22 protein-coding genes are annotated in these 18,101 nt (G+C 63.0%); 10 read left to right on the top strand and 12 right to left on the bottom strand.

All coding sequences use genetic code 11. The features are described 5' to 3' along the window. The 4 genes from ABY948_RS03045 to ABY948_RS03030 form a co-directional block, all read right to left on the bottom strand. A partial coding sequence (locus ABY948_RS03045) for a hypothetical protein (protein ID WP_461481037.1) occupies nucleotides 1-186 on the bottom strand: 186 nt, incomplete at its 3' end. Further along, a complete protein-coding gene (locus tag ABY948_RS03040) occupies nucleotides 176-487 on the bottom strand; it encodes a HigA family addiction module antitoxin (protein ID WP_461481036.1) in 312 nt (103 codons plus the stop codon). The genes ABY948_RS03045 and ABY948_RS03040, both read right to left, overlap by 11 nt. A gap of 15 nt (nucleotides 488-502) precedes the next feature. Continuing rightward, entirely contained in the window at nucleotides 503-784 is a 282-nt protein-coding gene (locus tag ABY948_RS03035; RefSeq protein WP_461481035.1) for a type II toxin-antitoxin system RelE/ParE family toxin, read from the bottom strand. A gap of 309 nt (nucleotides 785-1,093) precedes the next feature. Continuing rightward, nucleotides 1,094-1,936, bottom strand: coding sequence for a methyltransferase domain-containing protein (locus ABY948_RS03030; RefSeq protein WP_461481034.1), 843 nt, complete (start codon nucleotides 1,934-1,936; stop codon nucleotides 1,094-1,096). A gap of 208 nt (nucleotides 1,937-2,144) precedes the next feature. On the opposite strand from ABY948_RS03030, the gene ABY948_RS03025 reads away from it, so the two are divergent. Further along, complete coding sequence (locus ABY948_RS03025) at nucleotides 2,145-2,576, top strand: LexA family protein (RefSeq protein ID WP_461481033.1); 432 nt, start codon at nucleotides 2,145-2,147, stop codon at nucleotides 2,574-2,576. Then, nucleotides 2,564-3,817 (top strand): Y-family DNA polymerase, encoded by a 1,254-nt coding sequence (locus ABY948_RS03020; RefSeq protein WP_461481032.1) that lies wholly within the window; start codon nucleotides 2,564-2,566, stop codon nucleotides 3,815-3,817. The genes ABY948_RS03025 and ABY948_RS03020 overlap by 13 nt, the downstream gene beginning before the upstream one ends. Before the next feature lies 1 nt (nucleotide 3,818). Here ABY948_RS03020 and ABY948_RS03015 read toward each other — a convergent pair whose 3' ends face one another. After that, complete coding sequence (locus tag ABY948_RS03015; RefSeq protein WP_461481031.1) at nucleotides 3,819-4,889, bottom strand: MJ1255/VC2487 family glycosyltransferase; 1,071 nt, start codon at nucleotides 4,887-4,889, stop codon at nucleotides 3,819-3,821. A gap of 11 nt (nucleotides 4,890-4,900) precedes the next feature. Beyond that, nucleotides 4,901-5,440 (bottom strand): phosphatase PAP2 family protein, encoded by a 540-nt coding sequence (locus tag ABY948_RS03010; RefSeq protein WP_461481030.1) that lies wholly within the window; start codon nucleotides 5,438-5,440, stop codon nucleotides 4,901-4,903. Between the two features lie 141 nt (nucleotides 5,441-5,581). Here ABY948_RS03010 and ABY948_RS03005 point away from each other — a divergent pair, with 141 nt between their 5' ends. Further along, complete coding sequence (locus ABY948_RS03005) at nucleotides 5,582-6,112, top strand: DUF4124 domain-containing protein (protein ID WP_461481029.1); 531 nt, start codon at nucleotides 5,582-5,584, stop codon at nucleotides 6,110-6,112. A 57-nt stretch (nucleotides 6,113-6,169) separates the two neighbouring features. Next, complete coding sequence (locus tag ABY948_RS03000) at nucleotides 6,170-6,766, top strand: LON peptidase substrate-binding domain-containing protein (protein ID WP_461481028.1); 597 nt, start codon at nucleotides 6,170-6,172, stop codon at nucleotides 6,764-6,766. Here the strand turns inward: ABY948_RS03000 and ABY948_RS02995 are convergent. Continuing rightward, a complete protein-coding gene (locus ABY948_RS02995; protein WP_461481027.1) occupies nucleotides 6,763-7,605 on the bottom strand; it encodes an NAD-dependent protein deacetylase in 843 nt (280 codons plus the stop codon). The two genes, ABY948_RS03000 and ABY948_RS02995, sit on opposite strands and share 4 nt — an antisense overlap. 141 nt (nucleotides 7,606-7,746) lie before the next feature. Here ABY948_RS02995 and ABY948_RS02990 point away from each other — a divergent pair, with 141 nt between their 5' ends. The 6 genes from ABY948_RS02990 to rlmH all read left to right on the top strand — a co-directional run bounded on the left by ABY948_RS02990 (nucleotide 7,747) and on the right by rlmH (nucleotide 11,893). After that, nucleotides 7,747-8,364 (top strand): Crp/Fnr family transcriptional regulator, encoded by a 618-nt coding sequence (locus ABY948_RS02990; RefSeq protein WP_461481026.1) that lies wholly within the window; start codon nucleotides 7,747-7,749, stop codon nucleotides 8,362-8,364. An 85-nt stretch (nucleotides 8,365-8,449) separates the two neighbouring features. Next, nucleotides 8,450-9,025, top strand: a complete 576-nt coding sequence (locus ABY948_RS02985; protein WP_461481025.1) for a cytochrome P460 family protein — start codon at nucleotides 8,450-8,452, stop codon at nucleotides 9,023-9,025. Nucleotides 9,026-9,143: 118 nt separating this feature from the next. Next, nucleotides 9,144-10,397: a glutamate-5-semialdehyde dehydrogenase gene (locus tag ABY948_RS02980; protein WP_461481024.1), complete on the top strand. Its 1,254-nt coding sequence runs from the start codon at nucleotides 9,144-9,146 to the stop codon at nucleotides 10,395-10,397. Nucleotide 10,398: 1 nt separating this feature from the next. Continuing rightward, the gene (gene nadD / locus ABY948_RS02975) at nucleotides 10,399-11,052 is read left to right on the top strand and encodes a nicotinate-nucleotide adenylyltransferase (RefSeq protein ID WP_461481023.1); all 654 of its coding nucleotides are present in this window, start codon (nucleotides 10,399-10,401) and stop codon (nucleotides 11,050-11,052) included. Nucleotides 11,053-11,065: 13 nt separating this feature from the next. After that, entirely contained in the window at nucleotides 11,066-11,419 is a 354-nt protein-coding gene (gene rsfS / locus ABY948_RS02970; RefSeq protein ID WP_461481022.1) for a ribosome silencing factor, read from the top strand. 6 nt (nucleotides 11,420-11,425) lie between these two features. After that, nucleotides 11,426-11,893, top strand: a complete 468-nt coding sequence (rlmH, locus tag ABY948_RS02965; protein ID WP_461481021.1) for a 23S rRNA (pseudouridine(1915)-N(3))-methyltransferase RlmH — start codon at nucleotides 11,426-11,428, stop codon at nucleotides 11,891-11,893. 48 nt (nucleotides 11,894-11,941) lie between these two features. Here the strand turns inward: rlmH and ABY948_RS02960 are convergent, their stop codons facing one another. From ABY948_RS02960 to ABY948_RS02940, 5 genes are read right to left on the bottom strand one after another with little or no spacing between them, the layout of a single operon-like run. Beyond that, complete coding sequence (locus ABY948_RS02960) at nucleotides 11,942-12,208, bottom strand: hypothetical protein (protein ID WP_461481020.1); 267 nt, start codon at nucleotides 12,206-12,208, stop codon at nucleotides 11,942-11,944. Beyond that, entirely contained in the window at nucleotides 12,205-12,852 is a 648-nt protein-coding gene (locus ABY948_RS02955; protein WP_461481019.1) for a pyroglutamyl-peptidase I, read from the bottom strand. The genes ABY948_RS02960 and ABY948_RS02955 overlap by 4 nt, the downstream gene beginning before the upstream one ends. Nucleotides 12,853-12,860: 8 nt before the next feature. Continuing rightward, on the bottom strand, nucleotides 12,861-13,397 hold the full coding sequence (msrB, locus tag ABY948_RS02950; protein ID WP_461481018.1) for a peptide-methionine (R)-S-oxide reductase MsrB: 537 nt from the start codon (nucleotides 13,395-13,397) through the stop codon (nucleotides 12,861-12,863). 16 nt (nucleotides 13,398-13,413) lie between these two features. Continuing rightward, on the bottom strand, nucleotides 13,414-14,244 hold the full coding sequence (locus ABY948_RS02945; RefSeq protein ID WP_461481017.1) for a carbon-nitrogen hydrolase family protein: 831 nt from the start codon (nucleotides 14,242-14,244) through the stop codon (nucleotides 13,414-13,416). Continuing rightward, nucleotides 14,244-18,074, bottom strand: coding sequence for a YhdP family protein (locus ABY948_RS02940; RefSeq protein ID WP_461481016.1), 3,831 nt, complete (start codon nucleotides 18,072-18,074; stop codon nucleotides 14,244-14,246). The genes ABY948_RS02945 and ABY948_RS02940 overlap by 1 nt, the downstream gene beginning before the upstream one ends. Between the last annotated feature and the right edge of the window lie 27 nt (nucleotides 18,075-18,101).

The raw sequence follows: 18,101 nt of genomic DNA, 5'->3' as shown, positions 1-18,101 counted from the left end.
GTCACTCTCCAGGTCGAAGCCGGGGCCGGTGAATTCGGTGACGTCGACATTGGCCAGCTCCTCGAAGCCGAACTCCTCCACCAGCGCCAGGAAGTCTTGATACTTGTGGCCGCCGCCGATGTTAGCGGGGTCAAGTACGACTTTTTCGAAGGAGCCGTCAGTCTGCTTGTGATTGTTATGCGGCATTTAGTGGCCGAATCCGGGCTACTTCTGACTTCAGCGCTTGGTTCGCCTCCCAAAGATCAACTGCGCGCTGGGCATTCAGCCAGAATTCAGCAGAATTTCCAAACAAGCGGCCAAGACGAATTGCCATTTCAGGGCTGACGGCTCGCCGTTCGCGCAGCAGTTCATTAATTGATTGCCGTGACACACCTAAGGCCTCAGCCATCCCAGAGACAGTCAACTCGTAATCAGGCAGAAAATCCTCTCGCAGCATTTCACCCGGATGGGTAGGTTTGCGCTTGATACCGGTGTTGCTAATAGACATTGGTTGCACCTCTCATTAATGGTAGTCGAAGACTTCAACATCAAAGGCATCACCATCTTCAAACCGGAAGCAGATCCGCCACTGTTCATTAATTGCTATAGCATGCTGCCCCTCCCGATCAGCAGTGAGCGCATGCAGCTTATTCCCAGGTGGCACCTTAAGATCATCAAGACAGGTAGCCAAGTTGACGTACTCCAACTTTCTCGAAGCCCTTGTGTGAAGGTCAGGAGGAAACTTCCTGGACTTCCCCGTTTCATACAAGGACTTGGTGTGCTTATCAGCGAAAGTCTTAATCATTTGGCAAAATGTAATCTGTCACGTGACAAATGTCAATTTATTGAAGAGTGTGTCAGATCCGCTGGTAGCCACATAATATTTGTATATGGCGCACGCGCGCTTTGCCGAACCCAATATTCGGCATCCTGTTATGAGCAACTGAGAAGGAAGAGAAAGTTTAGACATGCTCGATTCCTTTCAGCACAAAGCGGCTTTTCCTGTTATCCGACCGCACAGCCAGATAACGCGCAAGAATTCAGTTTAACCCCAGCACCGGCCGGCGCAACCCCACGTATCTACCGCTGACGCCACCCATGGCGCCGCCTAGCATCAGCGTATCTTCAGCAGCACAAAGCGATAGGTCTTGTACTCGGCAAAGCTGTCGCGGTTGCGGGCGCCGGGGTTGTCCAGGTATTTAGTGCGCAGCCGCTGCAGGCGCTTGCGGTTGAGAAACAGGGCGAAGCGGGCCAGCAGCGAGTTGTTGACGTTGACGATGCGCCCCATGACCATCACCAGCGGGCGGATAAAGTTCTCCATGGCGTCGCTCTCCAGGTCGAAGCCGGGGCCGGTGAATTCGGTGACGTCGACATTGGCCAGCTCCTCGAAGCCGAACTCCTCCACCAGCGCCAGGAAGTCTTGATACTTGTGGCCGCCGCCGATGGGGCCGCGCTCGGGCATGTCCTTCCTGAACACATCCGCCACCAGCATGTATTGGTTGCCGTAGCGGCGGCACTGCTCGAAGGCCCGGCGCATGTTGATGAACTGGAAGCTCTCGCTGAAGTAGATGAGGTCGTAGCTTTGCCCGTCGAGCTTCAGGTCCTCGAATTTGGCCTCGTGGACGCTGGCGCGGCCCGCCAGTTTTTCACTGGCGTAGTGGCTGAGGATGGTGGGCGGGCAGACGCAGTCGACCTTGTATCCCTTGTCGAGAAACTGCGAGGCCATCTCCCCGGAGCCGCAGCCCACGTCCAGCATGCTGTGGACATCGGCGGGAATCAGTTTCTGGAATTCTTCCACGTAGCGCTGCTGGGCGGTCTTCAGGTTGGCATACTTCAGCTCCAGGCCGTGTTCCCAGTAGCCGAAGTGCATGTATTCGTTTTCGAAGAAGTAGCGGTTGAACACGTACAGCAGATCCATGGATCGGCCGCGGGGATAGGGGGCGGGGGCTCTGTCCAAACTGATACCATATCCATTTCGCAATGATAGTGTGCTGATGCTCGCAAATTGTTATCTGTGACACAAGTAGTAATAACATTAGGTTCTTAGGGGATATCACCACGACAGCTTGCAACTGCTGTAAACGGCTTTGGTTATGCGGCCTGTAGCAGCTGATTATTTTCACGCCCGCCTTGAATACTGTTTTTATATACAGTATTTTGCCAGTATGAAAACCTCCCCCCTGAAACCGGCCGCCGATGTGCGGCCCGATGCCCTGCCGCTGTTCGCCACGGCGGTGCGCGCCGGCTTTCCCAGCCCGGCGGACGACTTTGTGGAAACGCCGCTGGATATACACGACTACCTGGTGAAGCACCCGGCGGCCACCTTTTTTGCCCGCGCCGAGGGGGATTCCATGACCGGCTTCGGCATTTTCAACGGCGACCTGCTGATTGTGGACCGCGCCCTGCAACCCCGGCACGGCGACGTGGTGATCGCCGCCCTCGACGGCGAGCTGACCTGCAAGGTGCTGGACCTGAACAACCAGTTGCTGCGGGCCGGCAACCGGCGCTATCCGCCCATCGAACTGCACGACAACGCGGAGCTGCTGATCGAGGGGGTGGTGATCCACTCGGTGCGCCATCACCGATGTTCGCGCTAGTCGACTGCAACAGCTGTTACGCCAGCTGTGAGCAGATTTTCCGCCCCGAGCTGCGCGGCAAACCGGTGGTGGTGCTGAGCAATAACGACGGCTGCGTGATCGCCCGCTCGAAGGAGGCCAAGGCCCTCGGCATTCCCGACCTGCACGCCTATTTCAAGATTCGCCCGCTGCTGGAACGCCACAATGTGGCGGTGTTCTCCGGCAATTTCCGCCTCTACGGCGATATTTCCCGGCGGGTGATGGACTGCCTGCGCCACTTCAGCCCGGACATCGAGATCTACAGCATCGACGAGATGTTTCTCGATATGGACGGCACCCAGCAACCCTTGCTGGAATACGGTGCGACCATCAAACAGGCCCTCTGGCAGCAGGTGCGGATGCCGGTGAGCGTCGGCATCGCCCCCAGCAAGACATTGGCGAAACTGGCCAACTACGCCGCCAAGAATATTCCCGGCCAGCACGGCGTCTGCCTGCTGGACAGCCCCCACAAGTGGCAGTGGCTATTGCGGCGGGTGCCGGCCACCCGGGTGTGGGGTATCGGCAAGCGCCTTGGAATACGGCTGGCGGAGATGGGCATTCACAGTGCCTGGGAGCTGGCCAGCAGCGACCCGAAGACCATTCGCCGCCGCTTCAGTGTCTGCGTGGAGCGCACCATCGAAGAGCTGAACGGCAGTGCCTGCCTGGCGCTGGAAGAGGTACCACCGGACAAGCAGCAGATTTACTGCACCCGCTCCTTTGGTCGGAAGCCCACCGAACTGCCGCCACTGTTGCGGGCGGTGGCCCTGTACGCCGGTCGGGCGGCGGAGAAACTGCGCGCCCAGCACCACCTGGCGCTGACCATCCACGTCGTCATCAACACCTCGCCCCACCAGCCCAACTACTACAGCAACAGCGCGGTGGTGCAGCTGCCCTACCCCAGCGACGACAGTCGGCTGATCGCCGCCAGCGCGCAACAGGCGGTGCGCAGTATTTTCCGGCCGGGCCACGCCTACCTGAAGGCCGGGGTGGGATTGATCGAGCTGGTGTCGAAACAGTTTCACCAGGGGGATATTTTCCAGGCCAGCCAGCCAGTCCGCTCAGATGTGCTGATGCAAACCCTGGACGGCATCAATCGGCGCTATGGGCGGGGGACGGCCTTTCTGGCCAGCGAGGGCGCGCAACGGGGCTGGCCGATGCGGCAGCAGCACTGCTCGCCGGCCTACACCACCCGCTGGCAAGACATTCCCGTCATCAAGACCTGAGTCAGGCTACCTGCCGGACATTCAATTGCGGCGGCGGGATATCGGACTCGGACCACAGCTGCTGGCTGAGGGTCTCGACACTGTCGACACAACCACTGTAGATCCAGTGCGCCAGTGCGGCGGCCACATCGGGGTAGCAGGGCCGGGCCACTTGCGGTTCGCAGTCAAACCAGAACTCCAGCGCGCGCCGGTCGATGCGCTCCTCGACGGAGGCGTAACTCAACTGTTCCAGCGCCGCGGCGTTGGACAACTGCTCCAACTGGCCGGCCAGGGGCTTGGCCATAATGCGCTTGCCCAGTTGCAGGGCCTCGCTGATCAGCTCAAAACCGGCATTGCAGATCACCCAGTGGCTGTCCGCCAGGTCGCGCCGGAAACCGTCGCGGCTCAGGGGGCGCGTATGGAGGTTGCCATCGTCCCGCCACGGGTGCACCGGCGCGTAGATATAGAACTGGTATTCGGGAAACTGCCGGAATAACGCCAGTAGCGGTGTCTGATCCTCGAAGGGCAGGTAGATCAGCACCTGGTTTTCACTGCCGTGGCCGGCCAGCGGCCCGTGATCGAGGTCGACGATGGGCGGCAGGATCGGCTGCTCGAAATGGTGCCAGTGCAGCCCCACCGGGATGGTGACCGGCGCAAACTTGCGCATGATGGCGCGCACCAGGGGATTGCCGCCGCGCTCGGGCACGGTGTGGCAGAACGCGTACTGGTGGCCGATACCGACGCAGGGCAGGCCGCGCTGGCTCGCCGCCCGGGCGGTGATGGGCTCGTAGTCGCTGATCACCAGGTCGTAACCGCTCAGGTCCAGGGCGCGGATATCCCGGCGCAGGCCGAGCAAATCCACATGGCGCAGGGTTTTCAGCGGCTGTACCCGCCCCGCCCGGGAGTGGAATGTCAGTCCCCCGCGGCACTGGAAATCGCCGAATGTCTGCATGTCGAAGTACTGGTCACGGGGGCGGCCGGAAAACAGCCATGTCACCTCGACATCCGGGTATTGCGACAGGGCCCGGCACATGGCCCGGGCACGGGAGAGATGGCCATTGCCAGTTCCCTGAACACCGTAGAAAATTTTCAAGATAGACTCGCTTATACTGTGATCAGTTGAACCGCCCACCAACCGATACTGCTGCCGAGCAGGGCGCCCGCTACCGTATCCAGAGGAAAGTGAACCCCTAGCACCACCCGCGACAGTGCCACTAGGGAGGCCCAGCCATAGAGGTAGCCGGCAACACCCATGGGCAACAGCAACACCAGCACCGTGGCCATCAGAAACGCCCCCGAGGTGTGGCCCGAGGGAAAGCTGAACTCGTCGGAGGCGGTAATCACGCTCTGGAAACCGGGGATCACATTGGGCGGCCGGTTGCGCTTGAAGCTGTTTTTCAGCAGGTAGTAGCTGAGCCGCTCGATGACGAATCCGGTCGCCAGCACCATCAATACCTGCCATGCCAGGGAGGGTGAGATCAGCGCCAGTACCAGGGGAATGGCCAGGTAGGGCCAGCCGTCGGCGCTGGCGGACACCAGCCGGGCCAGGCGGCACAGGCTGCGCCGGGTATTCCATTGGACGATGCGCGAGAAGGTGGCGACATCGAGGGAGTGCAATGTTTGTAAGGCTTTTATCGTTGTCATAATGGACACACTAGGGCCGCACTGTGACAGCCGCGTGTACAAAACATGACCATTCTGTGAAGATTGCCCCCTCCACAACTTTGCCACTGCGAGGCTGTCCAATTCAGTAGAACCGCGCAAACAGGACAAACAACCACTGCGATGAAACGGCGAGCACTGCTTTTACTGGTACTGGCATGGACCGCGGCAGCCGCCGCGGGACAGACCATTTACAAATCGGTCGATGCCAACGGCAACATCGTCTACAGCGATACGCCGGTGGCGGATACCCTGCTGCTGGAAACCCTGAACCTGCCATCCACCACCGGTGACGGCGACAGCGCCCAACAGCGGTCAGATGCCCACATCGAGCAGATGGCCAATGTCACCGAGCGACTGAAACAGGACCGCGAGGAGCGGGAGCGCGCCCGCCGCGCCGAGCAGGAACTGGAGCAGGCCAGACAGCGCGCGGCAACCCCGCCGCTGATCTACCGCGAAGAGTACTATCACGGCTATTACCCCTACGCCGGCCCCTATCGGGGGCGCTACCCGTTCCGCCCCAACCGGCAAGACCGCCCCCGCCACTCGCCGGGCGACAAAATCGACCGCGACTTCAACCATGACCGAGATCTCAACAATGACGCCATTCTGGTGCCCCGCTCAAAATTGCTGACACCCGGCACCGGCCGGTGAGACAATTCCCGCCCTTGCCGGTCGGCACAAGCTGGCCGCCCCGCCACTGGACAGACCATGACAACCACCGCCCAGATCCCCCTTTTTCCACTGCTCCAGCCGCTGTTTCCCGGCACCCGCCTCAACCTGCAGATTTTTGAACAGCGCTACCTGCGCATGATTACCGAGTGCCTGAAAAAACAGGGCACATTCGGTGTGGTGCCGATCCTCGAAGGCGGTGAAGTGGGTGCCGTGCCCCAGGTGCATCCCTGGGGGGTCGCCGCCGAGATCATCGATTGGAACCAATTGGAGAACGGGTTGCTGGGCATTGCCATTGAGGGCGGCCAGCGTTTCCAGCTGCTCAACAGCCGGGCGGAAAAGGATGGCCTGGTGGTGGGCGAGGTGCGTTTTTGCGCCGAGGACCCGGTCGTGCCGCTGGACGACAGCAGCGAGGACTTACAGGAACTGCTCGCCCTGCTGGCGGAGGAATATTATCCGGATAACCATGACTGGCAGCCGCCCCGGGACAGCAACGGGCTGGGCTGGCAACTGGCGCAACTGCTGCCAGTGGAACCGGTATTGCCCATCAGCCTGCTGGAAATGGCCGATCCTCTGGCGCGACTGGCGCAGATCCGCGACTGGCTGGATACCCTCAGCCAGACCCAGCCGAACTAACGGTCGACCTTTTTCAGCGCTGCCACCAAAGGCGGCAACAGTGCATCACAGGGCAGTTCCAGCTTCAGTGCCAGCATATCGTCGGCGCGGGTTTTGCCCTCGTTGATCGCCGCTATCGGCACAGCCTGCTCTGCCGCCCAGCGGCAGAAGCGAAAACCGGAATAGATCATCAGCGACGACCCCACCACCAGCAGGGCATCCGCCTGCCGTAGCGCAGCGGCGGCCTCGGCCACCGCGTCGGCCGGCACATTGCCACCAAAAAACACCGCATCCGGCTTCAACACACCGCCGCAGTGTTCGCAGTCGCACACCTGCAAGCTGCGGTAATCGAGATCATCCACCTCCGCATCGCCATCCGGGGCGATGGCGCCCGCCAGCCGGGCAAAGTCCGGGTTGCGCTGCTCCAGCCACTGCTGAATGGTTTCCCGGTGATAGTCCACCCCGCAGGACTGGCAGCGCACCCGGTCGATGCGGCCGTGCAGGTCGATCACCCGGTTGCTGCCCGCCCGCTGGTGCAAGCCGTCCACATTCTGGGTCACCAGGCAAGCCACGAATCCCAGCCGTTCCAACTCCGCCAGGGCATAGTGTGACGGGCTCGGCCGGGCATCGCGCATAAAACGCCAGCCCACCATGTTGCGCGCCCAAAAGCGTTGCCGGGTGGCGTGATCGGCGAGGAAGTCGGCGTGCTGCACCGGCGGTTTGCGCTGCCACTGACCGTTGCGATCCCGGTAGGTGGGCACCCCGGACGCGGCGCTGATGCCGGCGCCGGTCAGCACCAGCAGGCGGGGATGGCGGCGGCTGAACGCCTCCAGATCAGTCAGTGCATCGGCAATCTTCATGGTCGCTGATTGTGCCTGCCCGGCTCCCAATTCCCAAGCGACTTGTAGCTGCCATCCCGCGCCGCCCGGGAAACCATTTCTTTCCCCAACAGTTTGTGGCCACAATAGGCCGCCGATAACCCGTTTACAGGTGCACAGTCAATGCTCCCCTCCACCCCCACTCCAGCCGGCAAGGCCTATCGCTCGGCCCAGCCCCTCTATGTGCGCGGTGACAACCACCCGGTGGTTTATCAGGTGCTGGGCGGTTATGTACTGCTGGACTGCGACAGCCTGGACGGACGCCCCTGTATTGTCGGCCTGCTGGGACCCGGCGATTACTTCGGTCCCGGCTTGAGCGGCAGCCTGGCCGGGCACCGGGCGGTGGCCAAGGCGGGCTGCCGCTTGCACCGGGAGTCACGACAGGTCTTTCAGGCGCGCCTGCGCTCGGACCCGGAGCTGGCCCTGACCCTGACCACGCAACTGGCTGCGCGGGAGGCACGGCTGCAGCAATCGCTGTTTCTGCAACAGGCCGCCGACCTGCCCCGGCGGCTGGCCTGGACTCTGGCCGAGCTGTTCACCGAGTGTGGCGGTCCCTGTCGCCACGGCCACCAGCGGGATATCAAGCTCTCCCAGCAGGAGCTGGCGGCAATGGTGGGCGGCAGCCGCCAGAGCGTCAGCCAGATTCTCAATGACTGGCGCCGCGCCGGCATCATCGATTACACCCGCCACTATCTGTGCCTGGAGAATCGCCACAAGCTGCAACACCTGCTCGCCACCTGAATGCCGGTGACTGTCAGCTGGCTGACAGACCCGACACCGCTATCGCGCTAGGTTATCAGTGGCCAACCAACACAGGAGCCATACCGTGAACCGCAGACTCAGCGCACTGGTGCTGCTGGCTTGCGCCAGTTTCAGCGCCCAGGCAGCACCGCCGGACACCTTCGACAATCTGGTCGACAAGCAGGGCCATATCAGCCTGCCGAACGACTTCCGCACAACCTGGACCCACCTCGGCAGCTATGTGGTCGGCAACCCCGGCATGACCGAGGCGGAAACCTCCGCCGTGGACCTGCACCAGGTCTACAGCCAACCGGACAGTGTCCGCTATTACCGGGAGCACGGGGAATTTCCCGACGGCGCCGTGCTGGTGAAAACCGTCTCCGCCACACAGGCGGAAACCATGACCACCGGCCAGGTCCATTACGACGCCGCCCCCAAAGTAACCTTTGTGATGGTCAAGGACCGCCACAATCGCTTCCCGGACAACAGTGCCTGGGGCGAGGGCTGGGGCTGGGCGCTGTTCAATGGCGACCAGCCGGGACCGAGCCAGACGACCAACTGGAAAGGCGAAGGGTTTAACAACTGCCACGGTTGTCATCTGCCGGCCCGCGATGACGACTGGGTCTACACCCGGGGCTATCGCAAGGTACTGTCACCCTAAATCCGGGTGCAGCGGCCCTCGCCCGGACCGACTCCGGAAAAACCCGCGTGAATTTCAGGACTTATCGGCATCGCAAGGATATAATGCGCGGTCCTGAAATTACTGCTATCACAACTGTATGGATATCAAGTCTTACATGGCGGAGTTGGGGCAGCGCGCGCGGGCCGCCGCCCGGCTGATCGCCGCCGCCGACAGCACCGCCAAGAATGCGGCACTGCTGGCCATTGCCGGCGCCATTGACAGCCGCCGCGGCGAGCTGCTGGCGGCCAATGCCCGCGACCTGGAAAACGGCCGCGCCAACGGCCTCGATGCCGCCCTGCTGGATCGCCTGGAACTGAACGATGCGCGGGTCGACGCCATGATCGAGGGTCTGCGCCAGGTGGCGGAGCTACCGGACCCGGTGGGCGTGATCAGCGACCGTCAGCTGCGCCCCAGCGGCATTGAGATCGCCAAGATGCGCGTGCCCCTGGGCGTGGTGGGTATCATTTACGAATCCCGCCCCAACGTCACCGTGGACGCCGCCAGCCTGTGCCTGAAATCCGGCAACGCCACCATTTTGCGCGGCGGCAGCGAGGCCATTCACTCCAACCGCGCCATCGCCGACTGCATTGTGCAGGGACTGGCTGCGGCCGGCCTGCCGGAAACCACCGTGCAGGTGATCGACACCACCGACCGCGCCGCGGTGGGTGAACTGATTACCATGACCGAGTACGTGGATGTGATCGTACCCCGCGGCGGCAAGAGCCTGATCGAGCGCATCAGCCGCGAGGCGCGGGTGCCGGTGATCAAGCACCTGGACGGCATCTGCCATGTCTACATCGACGACAAGGCCGACCTGGACATGGCCTTCAACATCGCCGTCAACGCCAAGACCCACCGCTACGGGGTGTGCAACGCCATGGAAACCCTGCTGGTGGCCGAAGGGGTGGCAGAAGAGATTCTGCCGCGACTGGCCGAGGCCTACCGGGCCGAGGGCGTGGAGTTGCGCGGCTGCGACAGGACCCGCGCCATCATCGACTGCCTGCCCGCCAGCGAAGAGGACTGGCAGACCGAATACCTGGCGCCGATTCTGTCCATTAAAGTGGTGGCCGATATGGACGCGGCCATGGATCACATCGCCCAGTACAGCTCCCACCACACCGAAGCCATCGTCACCCGTGACGAGGCCCGCAGCAACCGCTTCCTGGCGGAGGTGGACTCCAGCTCGGTGATGGTCAACGCCTCCACCCGCTTTGCCGACGGCTTTGAATACGGCCTGGGCGCGGAGATCGGTATTTCCACCGACAAGATCCACGCCCGCGGCCCGGTGGGCCTGGAAGGCCTCACCTCCCAGAAGTGGGTGGTGTACGGCCACGGCGAAATCCGCCAGTAACATGGACAAAGCCCCTCAACCCCTGTCCGGCATCGGCCTGTTTGGCGGCACCTTCGACCCGGTGCACATCGGCCACCTGCGCACCGCGCTGGAGTTAAAGCAGGCCCTGGGACTGGCACAGATGAGACTGCTGCCCAGCGCCCAGCCGCCCCACCGCGCGCAACCGATGGCCTCTGCCGAGCACCGCCTGGCGATGCTGAAGTGCGGCGTCGACGCGGAACCGGGGCTGGCAGTGGATGATCGCGAACTGCGCCGGGAAGGTCCCTCCTATACCCTGGACACGCTGGCGGGGATTCGCGCCGAGATCGGAGCGGACACGCCGCTGTGCCTGTGTATCGGCATGGACTCGCTGGTCAATTTAAACCGGTGGCATCGCTGGCAGGAATTGACCGATTATGCCCACATTGTCGCGGCGGCGCGGCCGGGCTGGCATTTACCCAACGCGGGAGCAGTACTGGAATTTGTGCGCCGTCACCGCGCCCTGGACGTCACGGAACTGCAGGCGACGCCCGCAGGCAAGCTATTGATTGTCGAAATGACCCTGCTGCCCATCTCTGCCACCGGCATCCGCCAGGCATTGCAGCGGGGTGAATCCATCCGTTATCTGGTACCGGACGGCGTCATTGATTACATTAACCAGAACCAGCTGTATTAAACATAGGTATTGAATGAGCAACCAACTGATCGACATCGTGATCGACGCCCTCGAGGGCATTAAAGGCAAGGACATCGTCACCCTGGATGTCAGCGATCTCACCGATGTCATGGACCACATCGTGGTCGCCAGCGGCACCTCCAACCGCCAGGTCAAGGCACTGGCGGACAATGTGGTGGAAGAGGCCAAGAAAGCGGGGTTCCGCCCCATCGGCGTGGAGGGCATGGACACATCGGAATGGGTACTGGTGGACTACGGCGATATCGTGGTACACGTGATGCTGCCCGCCACCCGCCAGTTTTACGACCTGGAAAAACTCTGGTCGATGCGCCCGGACGACCTCAAGGCCGGCGGCCGCGAGGAGTAAGCGTCGATGCGGCTGCGAATTCTCGCGGTGGGCACCAAAATGCCCGACTGGGTGGAATCCGGCTGCAACGAGTACCTCAAGCGCCTGCCCCCGGAACTGAATGTGGAGATTGTCGAGCTGCCCCTCGGACAGCGCGGCAAGGGCGCGGATATCCGCCGCGCCATCGCCAGGGAGGGGGAAGCCATGCTCAGGGCCATCGGCGAACAGGACCAGGTGATCGCCCTGGATGTGCTGGGCAAGCCCTGGAGCACCCCGGACCTGGCGGGCAAACTGCAACAGTGGCAACTGTCCGGCGACAACTTCAGCCTGTTGGTGGGCGGCCCCGACGGACTGGCACCGGAATGCCTGGCGCGGGCCAACAGCCGCTGGTCACTGTCGGCGCTGACCCTGCCCCATCCGCTGGTGCGCATCCTGCTGGCGGAACAGCTCTACCGCGCCTGGAGCATCAATGCCGGCCATCCCTATCACCGCTAATCGCGGCGTTTTTTTCAGGAACTTGTCGGCGCTAGAAAACCGTCGGCGCTAGAAGGACGTCATAACCAGTAACAATGCCAGCAGGCCGACGACACCCCAAAAAACCAGCGATTTTCCGGCGCCCTGCGGAGAACGCATCGCCATCACCAGCCCCAGTAGACTGACCAACCCCAAGGCCACCCCCGCCAGGCTGGAGATGCCCGCGATCACGCTGCCACCGCCGACCATGGCGTAGTAACCGATACAGGCCATCAGCGGCACCATCAGGATCACCGCCACCCGCAGCAAGGCTTCCAGCCAGGGACGCCCCCTCACGGTGTTATCTCCTCCGCCAATTGCGCGGCCAACACCAGCAGAATGCAGGTGAGTGCTGCACGGGTCATAGCCAGCGGCATCACCGGCGTTTCCGGCCACTGTGTCTGGGCCTGCACCGGCAGCGGCGGGATATGCACCAAACCACAGCGCACCCCCGAGCCGCTCTGTCGGGCCCAGTACAGCATCTGGTAGAGCAGCTGATTACAGAGATGGTTGCCCCCATGGTTCGACAGCGCTGCCGGGATGCCCCGATCGTTGAGCCGATCGACCATTTGCTGCTGCCCCGGCAGGGTGCTCCAGCAGGCCGCCGGGCCGGCGGGCTCGATCAGCTCCCCGCGCGGCTGACCACCTTCCACGTCCGGGGACTCGAAGTCCTTCAGATTGGTGGCCAGGCGCTCCAGGTTAACCTTGTGGCGGCCCCGGGCCTGACCGGTAAACACACAAAACCGAGGCCGACTGGCCGCTACCTGCGCCAACACCGCGCCGCCCAGTTCGCGGCTGCTCAGGGGCAGAATGGCAAAGTGAAGTTGGGAACGAAACGGCAACAGATCCGCCGGCAGGTCATCCCGCAGGGAGGTCACCAGGGCGGCGGAGGCATTGACGCCGTCGCGGCCGGGGTCAAATCCGGTCACCAGTATCGACACGGCGACGGTCAGTTGGCCTGCTCGCCGTGCTGCTCCTCATCGGGAACAAACAACAGCGCATCGGAGTTGATGCAGTAACGCAACCCGGTGGGGGGCGGACCGTCATTAAAGACGTGCCCCAGGTGCTCGCCACAGGCGGACAGCACCTCGGTGCGCTTGCCCAGCCAGGACCAGTCATCCGCCAGCACGATATTGTCCTTGTCGGCCATCTCCCAAAAGCTGGGCCAGCCGGTGCCGGACTTGAACTTGTGTTCCGAGCGGAACACCGGGATGCGGCAACCGGCGGTCACATAGGTGCCCTTCTGTTTGTTGTTCAGCAAATCCCCGCTAAAGGCCCGCTCGGTGCCCTTGCGCCACAGAATGTTGTATTGCTCCGGGGTGAGGATCTGCTTCCAGGTGGCTTTGGGAATTCGGTCGAGGTCGCGGCCCTCGGCAATCAGTTGCCGGGCCTGCTCGACGCTCATCCCGGCGGGGTCTGCGACAGCGGTAACGGTGACGCCGCACATCAGCAGCGCCGCGAGCAGCGGGAAAAGCATCTTGTTCATGACAGCACTCAACGGGTTAACCTGAAGGTTTGACCCCATTGAGGCGACGGTGTTCATGTACCGGCATTTTTTGCCGCAGTTTGTGCAGATAGGCCAGGTCGATCTCCGCCACCACCACCCCGGGACCGTCGGCCAGCGCCGCCAGCACCCTGCCCCAGGGGTCGATGATGGTGGAACCACCCCAGGTGGGACGCTTGTCGTGAAAGCGATCCCCCATGTTGGCGCCCACCACATAACAGAGGTTTTCCACCGCCCGGGCGCGCAGCAGCAGCTCCCAGTGGGGCTCGCCGGTGGCCGCGGTGAAAGCGGAGGGCACCAGCAGGATTTGCGCGCCCTGTTCCGCCAGGCTGCGATAGAGCTCGGGAAAGCGCAGGTCGTAACAGACCGTCAGGCCGAGCTTGCCCAACGGGCTGTCCACCACCACCGGCTCACTGCCGTGACAGTAGTCATCGGACTCCCGATAGCTGCCCTTGGCATCCTCGACATCCACATCAAACAGGTGAATTTTGCGATAGCAGGCCACTTCCTCGCCCTGTGCATTCAGCACAAAACAACTGGCCGCCGCTCGCTGGTCGTGTTCCACCGCCACCGGGATGGTGCCACCCACCAGCCAGATGCCGTGCCGCCGCGCCTGTTCCGCCAGAAAGCGCCGGGCCGGGCCGCCGGCATCCCGCTCGGCAATGGCGATGTCGGCCACCTCGCGGCAACCCTGGTAGGCAAAATACTCCGGTAACACCAGCAGTTCCGCGCCCTGCTGTACGGCTTGGTCGATCAGCTCGGCTGCCTGTGCCAGGTTGGCCTGCAGGCTGCCGCCGCTGGTCATTTGAATGGCGGCGATACAGCGCATTATTTGATCGCCCCGTCGCTGAAAATCTTCTGTACATCCACTTCCGGGTCATCCCAGGGGCCGGTGATGTGATAGCTGATACTGGACAGTTTATCCACCTGCTTCTCGAAGATCTTGCCGGTGATATACACGCCGGCGGCGGCGGGCAAACCACCCACCAGCGCCGCCACCCAGGGCAAGTTGGTGCCCACTGGCAGGGTGGTCACCAGGGTGGCATCGATATCCTCGCGAACCAGGTTGGCCGTGCCGGTCATTTTGAAACGGCCGGAGGGCATTTTTACAATCAGTGGCGGATCAAATCTCATATCGCCGGCATCGAACAACAGGCCGCCATTCATTTCATCGTAACTGACACCCTTCTCGAACAGGTCGGAAAAATCGAGACTGAGGCGGCGCAGCCAGTTGTCGAAGTTAAACAGGCCCACCAGGCGCAGCATGGCATTGGCGGCACCGGCCGGCGATTTGTAGAAGCGGCCCTTTTCCAGTTGCAGGGACATGGCGCCGGTCAGGGCCGGGGGGGTGACTTCCCAGGGCTTGCCATACCAGCCCAGGTCGGCAAAAAAGTGCGCCTTCTTGCTTTCCAGCGCCGCCGGGGTACCCCAGGCCTCCATCACCTTGCCCACGTCCCCGGCCTGCAGCACTCCGGAATACTGGCTGTGGTGGCGACCGTCTTCGAGCTCCCACAACAGCGTGGTGTCCTGGCCGTTACCCCCCAGCCGCAGGCCGTTCAGACTGGCGTCAATGGCCGAGACCCACACCCCGTGGGGCTGGGGCTCGGCCCGGAAACTGGCGTAACCCAGGTGCGAGTCGCCCACCGCAAAGTCGCGGATGTTCGCCTGCATCAACGGGAAGGTGGCGGGGTCGATCTCTGTCTGTTCGGCGTCACCCTCCGGCGGTTTGGGCAACACCAGTCGCTGCAGGTCCAGCCTGATCGGCTGAGTCAGATCACCGGGCACCAGCGCCTGGCCGGACGCCTGCCGACTGTCCACCACCACCTGCCAGTCGCCCTCGTGGTAGCGACCGCTGGCGACCGCCTGTTGCAGCGCCAGTCCGGCTACCTCCAGGTTGTCAACACGGCCATCGAACATCAGCTCGAGGGCGCTCGAGGAATCCCGTTTCCGCCCCGCCAGCTCGGCAAAGTAGGGCATCCACTCGGTCAGGGAAAACTGCTTCAGCTCACCGGTGATGCGGAATTGGCCCAGTCCCGGCAGCTCCGCCCGATCACTGTAAACGGCCAGCAAGCTGCGTTGCAGCGCCCCGTTTTGCAACTGAATGCGCGCCCGCACCCCCCCTTCGGTCTTGACGCGAATATCCTGGCCGTCGGCCAGCTCCACATCCACCTGGATATCCCGCGGCACTGTCGCCGCTTTGCCGAAGGGCGACGGCAGGTCGATGACCGCGCCCTGCAACTGGCTGTTAACCTTCAGGTGAATCGGGCTGCCCGTAGCCAGCAACGGCACGGTAAGCCGGGCCTGTACAGCGGTCTTGCCCTGCAAAATACGCCCGGATTGCAGCTTGATGAACTGCGCCAGGGCGGGCATGGCCAGCTGTCCCGCCGCATCAATCCGCAAACTGTCCTTGCCGGTGGCAATGCTGGCCACCACCGGCTCACCCCAGAATTGCCCCTGCAACTTGTCCGCAAACAGCCCGCGGTCGTCACGGTAGCCGAGACGGCCGCGCAGTCGGGTAAAGGCAATCTCGCTATCCGGCAGGGCCAGGGCGCCATCCGTCAAGTCGGCGGTCACGGTATAGGCCCCCTCCGTGCCGTCCTGGGACAGGGGAATGGCGAGATCCAGGTCAATGCGGCTGCTGCCGGAAAGCGCCCAGCCATTCAGCCCGTCCACCCGGGATTTCAGGGGCGACCGGGACAACAGCGCCACCGCGTCGCCGACATCGGCGGCCACCTCGGCATTGACCAACAGCTGATGGCCGCCGGCGGGGGTCGAGCGCAACCGCACCTCGCCGTGCTTGACCCGGGCTTTGCCCATGGTGGCACGCTGGATTTCCGCATCCAGCTCGCCGGTGTCCAGGGTCAGGACGGTGTCCAGATGCTCCAGGGGCAGCCAGTCGGGCTGGAATTGCAACGCGCCCTGACTGGCCTGCAGATAGAGCTGGATGGAGCGCAGCCCCCCCTCGCCGCCAACCAGCGGGCCGCGCCAGACAAATCCCACTTCCGGGATGGCCATCTCCCCCAGCGCGTCGTCCAGCCAGTGCAACAATCCCGGCTCGAGATTGTTTGGCAGGTAGCGCTGGCGATAGCGCGAGTGGCTATTGCGCACCCCGACCATCAGATACATCTCCGGCTTGCTGTCGGGCTGGGAGACGGGAATATCCAGCTGCAGGTAGGCCCGGCCAATGCCCTCTTCGCCCCCCATCTCCAGGCGGCCACTGGCAATCTTCAGGCTGTGATGCGGCGCATCCCACAACCAGCGCAACTGGCCGCGGAAAGCGCTATGTTCCATATAGCCGTCAAATACCTGGGGATAGTGCAGGGCCAGCCCGTCGGGGCTGTCTATCTCCAGCGTGCCGGATGCGTTCAGGGTTTCCAGGTAGCCATTCAGTTGGCGGATCGCCGGCGCGCCGTGCCACGACGATATCGCCACATCGTCGAGATTGGCCCGCAGTTTTACCTCGGACTGGCCGCCGTCAAGATTCAGGTCCAGGTGCATGGCGCGCAGGGAGCCGCTGGGTTGCAACTGTCCGATGGCGTCCACCAGTTGCGGCGAGGCGAGGCCGGTCTGCGCCAGCAGATCGTCCACCAGGGAGAGGTTGATCTGGCTCAGCGCCAGCGCCCCTTCACCCCAGCGGGCACCCACCTTCTGCTGGTAGTTGACGGTGAGCGGCTCAATGGCCAGCTCGCCCCAATCGAAGTCCAGCCCCTGCAGCCGCAGCCCCCAGCTCTCGCCCGGTTTAAACCAGCCGGTGAGATCCGTATGCAGCCTGGTGATGGGCGCCACATCCTCGACCCAGTTAAGGGGAATCTCCGCCGCGGAGAGGCGCCCCACCAGCCGGGCTTCGCCGCCTTTCAGCATGTCGATCCAGATTTCGCTCTCGATATCGGTCTCGATATCGCCGAGCCGCTCCACCAGTCCCGGGAACCAGCCCCTGGCGAAGGCGCTGAACGAACCGCTCAGGTCGATGCGGTGAACCTTCAGATAGCCCGAGGCCTTGAAATGGTCGAGATCCCGGTGGTCGCCCCGGGCTTCCACCACCAGGCTGGCCACCTGTTGGTGATCCGCCAGGCTGAGCCCCGCCATCAGGCGGTGAAAGTCGCCGCTGTTCTCCAGCAGGATATCCTGCCCCTCCAGCACCGCCTCGGTGCCGGAGAAAAATGTCATCCGGGCGGCGATCTTGTCCACCCCCAGCAGGTCGCTGTCAAACAGCATGTCGAGCAGGGCACTGTTATCCTGCTGGTCGGGTTCGCGGGGGGGCAGACCGCTGATGGACCAATGGCCCTCGGCATTTTCGGCCAGGGACAACTGCACGCCGCCAATCCACAACTCCCGCCACACCAGTTGCCGGGCGAGCAGGCTGCGCAGCAGATCCACTTCCAGGGTGATCCGTTCCAGGGTGATTGCCGGCCGGGTTTCGCCGGGGGCGCCGATGGCGATATTGAGGGCGGTGATGCGCGGTTTCAGGCGGCGCCACTCGCCCAGCAGCTGCTCGCTCTCGATCCGCAGCCCCAGTTGCCCGGAGGCGTAGTAATTGATTTCACTGCGATAGGTATCGAGGCTGTCGATGGCCTCGCGCCCCAGGGACACCAGCAGCGCCAGCCCGATCACAGACAGCGCCGCCAGCATCAGCAATCGCCTGATGAGGGACTTCAGCAATCGAGTTCCTTTCAAAACCGGCTCCTG

The organism is Porticoccus sp., from assembly GCF_041592135.1.
Classification (GTDB): domain Bacteria; phylum Pseudomonadota; class Gammaproteobacteria; order Pseudomonadales; family Porticoccaceae; genus Porticoccus.
This window is presented reverse-complemented; position numbering and strand designations above follow the sequence as displayed.